Here is an 8208-nt window from a genome sequence, read left to right as displayed (position 1 = left end):
ATCGACCCCGCCGAGACCCGCTCCGTCCTGGCCGCGGCCCTCGCCATGCTCCGCACCAAGCACGCCGACCTGCCCTCCCGCAAGCACGGCAACCCGCCCATGTAGCACTGCGCGACAGCACCTGCCAGGACCGAAAAGCCGAGCGAAAGGATCAGCGTGAACATCACCATCACCCGCGGCACCCTCAACGACGAGGAACTCGCCGCCCTCACCGCGGTCCTGATGGCCCGAGCCGCCGCCCAGCAGGCCGCCGCGGCCGCCGCCGCACCGCTGGAGCCGATCGCCCGCTGGCAGCGCCTGGAGCGCCGCCCGGCGTACTACTCGCCCGTCAGCTGGCAGCAGGCCGCGTAGCACGAACGACCTGAGGGCCCGGCCGGAAACGGACGGGCCCTCAGGCGGCTACCAGGCCGACCGGTCGACCCGCGTGCATCATCCGGAGGTTCCCGGCCAGCAGGTCGGGGTCCTGGGACAGCCAGAGCCGCAGCGCCGCCCCGAGCATCGCCGAACCCGATCCCAGCCGGACGCCGGTGGCCAGCGCCACCTGGGCGGCGGCCGGCACCAGCAGGTCGGCCAGCGGGGCGGGCAGCCAGACCATCAGCGCGCAGGGCGCCGGCTCGGCCAGTGCGGCGAGCAGCCGGTAGGCCCGCGCGGTGCCGTGCAGCGTCGGCAGCACGTCGATCAGCCCGTCGGCCACCACCTCGGAGAGGTCGCTCCGGTGACCCTGCGCCAGCTGGCGCAGCAGCGCCCGCTCGCCGCCGGTGATCCGGACCTTCAGCATGACCTCTTCGCCGTCCATCTGGTGCGGCCTCCCCGCAGTCTCCCGTACGCGGCACCAGTCATCAGTGCCGGTACGTACCACCTTGTCACAGCCCTGGTTCGGTCCCATCCGGAGATCTCCCCACTGTTCACCATCGGAAACGGTGCAGGTGCCCGAGGGCGCCTGCACCGTTGCCGGTAGTCCGAGCTGCGGCTAGCCGACGCCGGCGTAGGAGTGCTTGCCGGTGACGAAGATGTTGACGCCGTAGTAGTTGAAGACGAAGCAGGCGAAGGCCAGGCAGGCCAGGTAGGCGGCCTTGCGGCCCTTCCAGCCGGCGGTGGCGCGCGCGTGCAGGTAGCAGGCGTAGGCGACCCAGGTGATGAACGACCAGGTCTCCTTCGGGTCCCACTCCCAGTACTTGCCCCAGGCGGACTCGGCCCAGATCGCGCCCGCGATGATGGTGAAGGTCCACAGCGGGAAGACCATCGCGTTGATCCGGTAGGAGAGCTTGTCCAGCGTCGCAGCGGCGGGCAGCCGGTCCCAGACGGAGGCGGCGGTGTTGAACGGGCCGGTGGTCTTGCCGGCCGCGATCCGCTTGTCGTAGGTGTCCTTGCCCAGGTAGAGGGCGGTGACCACGAAGGCCGCGTGCAGGGCGCCGCCGGAGATGATCGCGGTGGTGACGTGGATGCCCAGCCAGTACGAGTGCAGGGCGGGGACCAGCTGCTCGGAGTCGGTGTAGAGCACGGTGGTGGCCAGACCCAGGGTCAGCAGGGCGGTCAGCACCACCGGCAGGCCGAGCCAGCGGACCTGCTTCTTCGCCAGCAGCAGGATCAGGAACGCGGCCACCGTGGAGACGGCGAAGGCGCAGGAGAACTCGTACATGTTCCCCCACGGCCAGCGCATCACCGACAGGCCGCGGGTGATGACGCCGCTCGCGTTGATCAGGAACCCGAGGACGGTCAGCGAGATGGCCATCCGGCCCGCCATGTCGCCCTTCTCGCTGCTGCCCGCCGCGCCCGGACCGTCCACCGCGTCGCCGTCGCCGCGGCCGCTGGTGACCACGGTGGCGCCTTCGCCGGCCAGCGCGGTGCGGGTCAGCGTGGTGGTCCCGCCGCCGGGCGAGGCGACCGTGACGGTCACCGACTTGGCGGCCTTGGCCGCCTTCGCCTGGACGGGCAGGGTGGCCGCGGCGGCCGTCTCGGCCAGCGTGGCCTGCTCGGCGGACCGGACCGCCACTGCGCCCTTGCTGCCGAAGGTCCACTCGAACATGTAGGCGAACATGGCCAGCAGGTACACAGCCATGGCCGAGTAGATGAGCTTGTTGGAGAGCTCAGCCAGATGGGGATTGACCCCGGAGGCGAGGATCACCGTCTACTCCTTGGATTCCGAGTCGGCAGGGCGGGTGGGGGTTGGTGAGGCGTCAGACACCTCGGGCGTGTCGGGCTCGTCCAGGGCCGGGGCGTCGTCCTGGAGGTCGACGGCCAGTTCGGCCAGCTCCTCGGCGATCCGCGCGGACTCGCTGCGGGCCAGGCCCGCCAGCTCCACCAGCGTCCGGCCGTCCGGGCCGACCACGGCGCGCACCCAGATCCGGCGGCGCTGCACGAAGAGCGAGCCGATCAGGCCGAGCACGGCGAGCACCGCGCCGGTCAGGGCGATGGAGTTGCCCGGGCGGTGCGAGACGCTGAAGGTCGCCCACTGCTTGTAGGAGTCGAACGAGATGGTGCCGTAGTTGTTCGGCAGCTGCCAGACCTGGCCCGGCGTCATCTTGGCCTTGGCCGGGCCGCCGTCCTGCTGGAGCTGGCTCATGTGGGTGAGGTCCAGCTGGTACACGTTCTGCGGCAGACCGGCGTCGGTGCCCAGGTCGCCCTCGTAGGCGGTCAGCACCAGCAGCGGGGACGCGTCGCCCGGGAACAGCGAGATCGGGCCGGTGGTCGGGCCGAAGTTGGCCGGCGCGGTCGGCAGGAAGAAGCCCTGGAAGCCGAGCTGGACCTTCTTGCCGTCCTTGTCGCCGTAGTCGCCGACCTTGACCACACCGGTCGAGGTGAGGTTGCTGTCCTGCGGCAGGAACGGGACGGTGTCGTGGTAGACCACCTTGCCGGTGGCGTCCCGCACGGTGATCACCGGGGCGTACCCGTGGCCGATCAGGAACACCTTGCTGCCGCCGATGTCCAGCGGGTGGTTGACCTGGATGTCGCCGGCCTTCAGCTTGCTGCTGTCGTCGCCCTCCCAGTACCGGATGTGCGCGATGAACTCGCGTGCGTTGCCCATCTGGTCGCCGGTGGTCTGGTAGCTGGCGGTGAAGTTGTCGAGCTTGAAGCCGAACGGGTCGAGGTCCTCGGGCCCGTAGAACGCGGAGCCGGTGAAGTCGTCCAGCTGGGTCATCGTGTTGGCGAAGCCGTCACCCTCGACCACCAGCTTGCCGCCCTGGCCGCTGGCCAGGCTGGCCCAGGCGAACCCGGCCAGCAGGGCGAAGAGCGAGAGGTGGAAGAGCAGGTTGCCGACCTCGCGCAGGTAGCCCTTCTCGGCGGCGACCGCGCCGTCCGTCCCGGTGCTCAGGTGCGCGCGGAACCGGCGCTTGCGCAGCAGCCGGTGGGCGGCCGCGTTGACGGTCTCGGGGTCGGCATCGGTGTGCCAGGCGGCGTACACCGGCATCCGGGTCAGGTTGCGCGGCGCGCCCGGCGGCTCTGCCCGGATGACGCCGACGAACTGCCAGGTCCGCGGGATGATGCAGCCGGCCAGCGAGACGAAGAGCAGGATGTAGATCGCCGAGAACCAGACCGAGCTGTAGACGTCGAACAGCTGGAGCTTCTGGTAGATCGGCGCGATCGTCTTGTGCGCGGCCTGCCAGGTCTGCACCTTGAAGGCGTTCTGGCTGTTCTGCGGGATCAGCGAGCCGGGGATGGCCGCGAGCGACAGCAGGAAGAGCAGGATCAGCGCGACCCGCATCGAGGTCAACTGGCGCCACATCCAGCGCATCCAGCCGATCACCCCTATGCCGGACGGAGCGTCCGCCTCGACCGGGGCGCTGCTCATCCGCTCGGCGGACTCCTCGTCCGCCGGGGGCTTGAGGTCGGTGTCACTCACGGTCAGATTCCGATCGGGGAGTCGTTGGGTGCGAGGTACTGGAGCTGGTTGACCAGCTCGTTCCAGGCACCGGTCACGAGGAGCAGGCCGACCACGACCAGCATGCCGCCGCCGAGGCGCATGACCCACTGGTAGTGGCGCTTGACCCAGCTGAACGCGCCCAGGGCACGCCGGAAGGTCAGCGCGGCCACGACGAACGGTACGCCCAGACCGAAGCAGTACACCGCCGTCAGAAAGGCGCCGCGCCCCGCTCCTGCCTGACTGGCCGACAGGGTGAGCACGGACGTGAGGGTCGGGCCGATGCACGGGGCCCAGCCGAGTCCGAAGACCACGCCGAGCAGCGGTGCTCCGACCAGCCCGACCACCGGACGGCGGTGCGAGCGGATCTCGCGCATCCCGAACCCGGGCAGCAGGCCCATGAAGGCCAGGCCCATCAGGATCGTCACCACGCCCATCACCCGGTTGATGGCGGTCTGGTGCTCCCGCAGGGTCAGGCCGAACTCGCCGAACAGCGCGCCGAAGGAGACGAAGACGGCGGCGAAGCCGAGGATGAAGAGCAGCGAGCCGGCCAGCATCCGCCCGCGCCGGGCGCCCTGGGCGTCGGCCAGGTCGGCGGCGGAGAAGCCGGTAACGTACGAGAGGTAGCCGGGGACCAGCGGCAGCACGCACGGGGAGAAGAAGGAGACCAGGCCGGCCGCCACCGCGATCGGCGTCGCGAGCAGCAGCGGGCCGTTCAGGACGGTGCCGTTGGTCTCCCCCAGCGCGAGTAGTGCGGCACTCACGAGTGCTGCTCCGCCAGGATCGGCGTGAGCATCGACTCCAGGTCCTCGGCGGGCAGCGCCTTCATCGCGCGGGCGGCGAGCCGGCCCTCGCGGTCGATCACGATCGTGGTCGGGATGGACTGCGGGTTCAGGCTGCCCTTGGGGAACTTGAGGATCTGGGTGCCGTCCGGGTCGTACAGGCTCGGGTAGCTGATCCCGTTGACGTCCTCGAACTGCTTGGCGTTGGTGATGCTGGTGTCCCGGGTGTTGATCCCGAGGAACTGCACGCCCTGGCCCTTGTACTTCTCGTAGACCTGCTCCAGGCCCTTGGCCTCGGCCCGGCAGGGCGAGCACCAGGAGCCCCAGATGTTCAGGACGACGACCTTGCCGCGGTAGTCGGAGAGCGCGGCGGCGGTCCCCTCCAGCGTCTTGCCCGCGATGGCGGGCGCGGGCTGCCGGTCGGCGACCGGCGCGGTGTCGATACCGCCGTTGCCGGTGACGAATCCGGCCTGCGCGTCACCGCCGCCGGAGCCTGACGAACTGCACCCGGCGAGCGTGAGCGCGACGGCCGAGGCGATCAGGGCCGCAGCGAGGCGGAGGCGGGAGGGGGTCCGCCCGACCGAAGGCTGGGGGAGCGACGTACCAGACATGTGAAAAGTTTCGCATGGGACTTTGGGAGGCTTTAGGGGGGTCCGCCCTTGCGGGTCGGACCCACCCTGAGCTGCGGGTGTAAAGACGGGATCAAGCTCCGAAGCTCTTGCCCACCGGGACGTCGCCCTTGGAGCCCTTGCCGGTCAGGTGGGCCGGCAGCAGGTCGCGGGCCGGCTCGCGGTAGCCGACCGACACCAGCTTGTCCCCCTCGTAGGTGAAGCTGGTCAGCGAGGCGAGCGAGCACTGCCGCTTGCGCGGGTCGTGCCAGAGCCGGCGGTGCTCGGCGAACGAACGGGCCGTCCAGATCGGCAGCTGGTGGCTGACGCAGACCGCCTCGTGCCCGCGGGCGGCGTCCCGGGCGGCGGCCAGCGCGCCCATCATCCGTACCGCCTGCTCGACGTACGGCTCGCCCCAGGACGGCCGGAACGGGTTGACCAGGTGCGGCCAGTAGCGCGGGTTGCGCAGCGAGCCGTCGCCGACGCCGAAGGTCTTGCCCTGGAAGACGTTCTCCGCCTCGATCAGCCGGTCGTCGCTGGCCACGGCCAGCCCGTGCGAGGCGCCGATCGGCGCGGCGGTCTCCTGCGCGCGCTCGAGCGGGGAGGCGACCACGTGGGTGATGTCGTGGTCGGCCAGGTGCTCGGCCACCCGGTCGGCCATCTGCCGTCCGAGCTCGGAGAGGTGGTAGTCCGGCAGCCGGCCGTAGAGCACGCCCTCGGGGTTGTGCACCTCGCCGTGCCGCATGAGGTGCACCACGGTGATCTCTTTGGCGCTCATCTGTTCGGTCCTCAGTTCTGGGTGGGCTGGGCCTGGGCCGCGGCGCGGGCTGCGGCGGGGAGGGCGGCGGCGACCTTCTCGATCGCCCGCTCGTCGTGGGCCGCCGAGACGAACCAGGACTCGAAGGCGGAGGGCGGCAGGTAGACGCCGTCCGCGAGCAGGCTGTGGAAGAACCCCGTGAAGCGGAAGGCCTCCTGACGCTTCGCCGAGTCGTAGTCCGTGACCTGCTCGTCGGTGAAGAAGACCGAGAACATGTTGCCCGCCTTCTGCAGGCGGTGGGTCACGCCCTCCTTCGTCAGAGCGTCGGCGACCAGGCCGGAGATCGTGTCGGCGACGCGGTCGACGGTGGCGTACGCCTCGTCGGTGCAGCCGCGCAGCTGGGCGAGGCCGGCCGCGGTGGCGATCGGGTTCCCGGACAGGGTGCCCGCCTGGTAGACCGGGCCGGCCGGCGCCAGGTAGGCCATCACGTCGGCGCGACCGCCGAAGGCCGCCGCCGGGAAGCCGCCGCCCATCACCTTGCCGAAGGTGAGCAGGTCGGGGGCCCAGCCCTCGTGGGCGGCCTCCAGGCCGTACCAGCCGGCCCTGGAGACGCGGAAGCCGGTCATCACCTCGTCGGAGATGAAGAGCGCGCCGTTCTCGCGGCAGAGCCGGGCCAGGCCCGCGTTGAAGCCGGCGGCCGGCGGGACCACGCCCATGTTGCCGGGCGAGGCCTCGGTGATCACACAGGCGATCTCCCCGGCGTGGCGCGCGAAGGCCTGCTCGACCGCCGCCAGGTCGTTGTACGGCAGCACGATGGTGTCGCCCGCCTGGGCTCCCGTCACGCCGGGCGTGTCGGGCAGGCCGAAGGTCGCCACGCCGGAACCGGCCGCGGCCAGCAGCGCGTCGACATGGCCGTGGTAGCAGCCGGCGAACTTGACGATCTTGGCCCGGCCGGTGAAGCCGCGGGCCAGCCGGATCGCCGACATGGTCGCCTCGGTACCGGAGGAGACCAGCCGGACCTGCTCCACCGGAGCCACCCGGGAGACGATCTCCTCGGCCAGCTCGACCTCGCCCTGCCCGGGCGTGCCGAAGGACGTGCCGCGCGTCACAGCCTGCTGGACGGCCTCGATCACGGCCGGGTGGGCGTGGCCGAGGATCATCGGTCCCCAGGAGCAGACCAGGTCGACGTACTCGCGGCCGTCGGCGTCGGTCAGGTAGGGCCCGGTGCCGGACACCATGAAGCGCGGGGTGCCGCCCACGGCACGGAAGGCGCGCACCGGGGAGTTCACCCCGCCGGGGGTCACGATCGAGGCGCGGTCGAAGAGCGACTGGGACTGAGGTGCTTCATACGGGTAGCTCACGAGACCACATCCTCTCAAACCGGTCCGGTCTCAAATCGTGTCCTTCACCTCTGCATGTCGGAGCCGATCATCTGGAACGATGATCCGTGTGCGGCCGCTGTCCCGTCGTCCCGCACACTGGGGAGAGCACGGTTCTCCGTGCAGGGGCCTCCGGAGGGACACCGGTGGCCCGAAGGTCTGTCGGTTCCGGCGAATTCCGGTGAGGATGGTCCGAGAGTGTCCGAGGCGCACGACGGCTTCGAGGAGGCCACGGCGGCGGATATGGATCCCGGCCCACGGGCCGGCGGGTCCAGAGGAAGGGGAAAGCGGGGTGAAGGACGGGTGGGGGTGACCTACAAGTACTTCGGCGCACCCGACCGCGCCACCGCCGCGAGAGTCCCGACCGCGCTCGGCCCCGGTGGTCTGGGCCTGGACGCCGGCGAGCTCGGCTCGCTCGGACGCCTGGGCGACCTGATGGAGACCAGCGGCTCACCCAACGGCCACCTCTCCACCAAGATCAAACCCGAGACCATGAGCGCGATGGTCCTCACCGGCATCCAGGGCGTCCCGCTGCACCAGGTCCCGCCCCTGGAACTGGTCGTCCTGCACCCCGACTACGCCGTCGTCCAGCTCCCGCACACCGTCGTGGAGCCCCTGCGCAAGGCCGACGAGACCGAACTGGGCGCCGCCGCGTTCATCTGGTCCACCGTCCCCGACCGCCGCGGCCCGCGCGACGCGTTCGTCATCTACTCGATGCTGCACGAGTGGCAGGACTTCGCGAACCGGCTGCACGACGCGGGGCACCAGCTGTACTGCCTGGTCTGGCCGTGAGCCGGGCGGTCGCGGGCTTCTGAGGGAGAGT

General features: G+C 70.8%; 9 protein-coding genes. 2 read left to right on the top strand and 7 right to left on the bottom strand.

Features of this window, described 5'->3' with window-relative positions; translation table 11 throughout:
* Positions 1 to 156 precede the first annotated feature (156 nt).
* Positions 157 to 351 carry an acyl-CoA carboxylase subunit epsilon gene (locus P3T37_RS33590; RefSeq protein WP_280727723.1) on the top strand — a complete coding sequence of 65 codons (195 nt, stop codon included), beginning with the start codon at positions 157 to 159 and terminating at the stop codon, positions 349 to 351.
* Between the two features lie 40 nt (positions 352 to 391).
* Here the strand turns inward: P3T37_RS33590 and P3T37_RS33585 are convergent, their stop codons facing one another.
* The 7 genes from P3T37_RS33585 to hemL form a co-directional block, all read right to left on the bottom strand.
* Positions 392 to 796, bottom strand: a complete 405-nt coding sequence (locus tag P3T37_RS33585; protein ID WP_280727722.1) for a hypothetical protein — start codon at positions 794 to 796, stop codon at positions 392 to 394.
* Positions 797 to 970: 174 nt separating this feature from the next.
* Positions 971 to 2125, bottom strand: coding sequence for a c-type cytochrome biogenesis protein CcsB (gene ccsB / locus P3T37_RS33580; RefSeq protein WP_280727721.1), 1155 nt, complete (start codon positions 2123 to 2125; stop codon positions 971 to 973).
* A 3-nt stretch (positions 2126 to 2128) separates the two neighbouring features.
* Entirely contained in the window at positions 2129 to 3841 is a 1713-nt protein-coding gene (locus tag P3T37_RS33575; RefSeq protein WP_348533305.1) for a cytochrome c biogenesis protein ResB, read from the bottom strand.
* Between the two features lie 2 nt (positions 3842 to 3843).
* Positions 3844 to 4623 carry a cytochrome c biogenesis protein CcdA gene (locus tag P3T37_RS33570; protein ID WP_280727720.1) on the bottom strand — a complete coding sequence of 260 codons (780 nt, stop codon included), beginning with the start codon at positions 4621 to 4623 and terminating at the stop codon, positions 3844 to 3846.
* Positions 4620 to 5252: a TlpA disulfide reductase family protein gene (locus P3T37_RS33565; RefSeq protein ID WP_280727719.1), complete on the bottom strand. Its 633-nt coding sequence runs from the start codon at positions 5250 to 5252 to the stop codon at positions 4620 to 4622. Before P3T37_RS33565 ends, P3T37_RS33570 begins: the two co-directional genes overlap by 4 nt.
* 91 nt (positions 5253 to 5343) lie before the next feature.
* Positions 5344 to 6027: a histidine phosphatase family protein gene (locus tag P3T37_RS33560; RefSeq protein ID WP_280727718.1), complete on the bottom strand. Its 684-nt coding sequence runs from the start codon at positions 6025 to 6027 to the stop codon at positions 5344 to 5346.
* An 11-nt stretch (positions 6028 to 6038) separates the two neighbouring features.
* Entirely contained in the window at positions 6039 to 7367 is a 1329-nt protein-coding gene (gene hemL, locus P3T37_RS33555; RefSeq protein WP_280727717.1) for a glutamate-1-semialdehyde 2,1-aminomutase, read from the bottom strand.
* 327 nt (positions 7368 to 7694) lie between these two features.
* On the opposite strand from hemL, the gene P3T37_RS33550 reads away from it, so the two are divergent.
* Positions 7695 to 8177: a hypothetical protein gene (locus tag P3T37_RS33550; RefSeq protein ID WP_083975168.1), complete on the top strand. Its 483-nt coding sequence runs from the start codon at positions 7695 to 7697 to the stop codon at positions 8175 to 8177.
* Positions 8178 to 8208: the final 31 nt, after the last annotated feature.

Source organism: Kitasatospora sp. MAA4 (assembly GCF_029893355.1).
Taxonomy (GTDB): domain Bacteria; phylum Actinomycetota; class Actinomycetes; order Streptomycetales; family Streptomycetaceae; genus Kitasatospora.
The sequence above is the reverse complement of the archived record's forward strand: the minus strand, read 5'-3'. Positions and strand labels throughout refer to the sequence as shown.

What these genes read in the sequence shown, in the direction of transcription:
- P3T37_RS33565 (WP_280727719.1), bottom strand. Translation starts at nt 5,252, where the DNA reads ATGTCTGGTACGTCGCTCCCCCAGCCTTCGGTCGGGCGGACCCCCTCC.
- P3T37_RS33585 (WP_280727722.1), bottom strand. Translation starts at nt 796, where the DNA reads ATGGACGGCGAAGAGGTCATGCTGAAGGTCCGGATCACCGGCGGCGAG.
- P3T37_RS33560 (WP_280727718.1), bottom strand. Translation starts at nt 6,027, where the DNA reads ATGAGCGCCAAAGAGATCACCGTGGTGCACCTCATGCGGCACGGCGAG.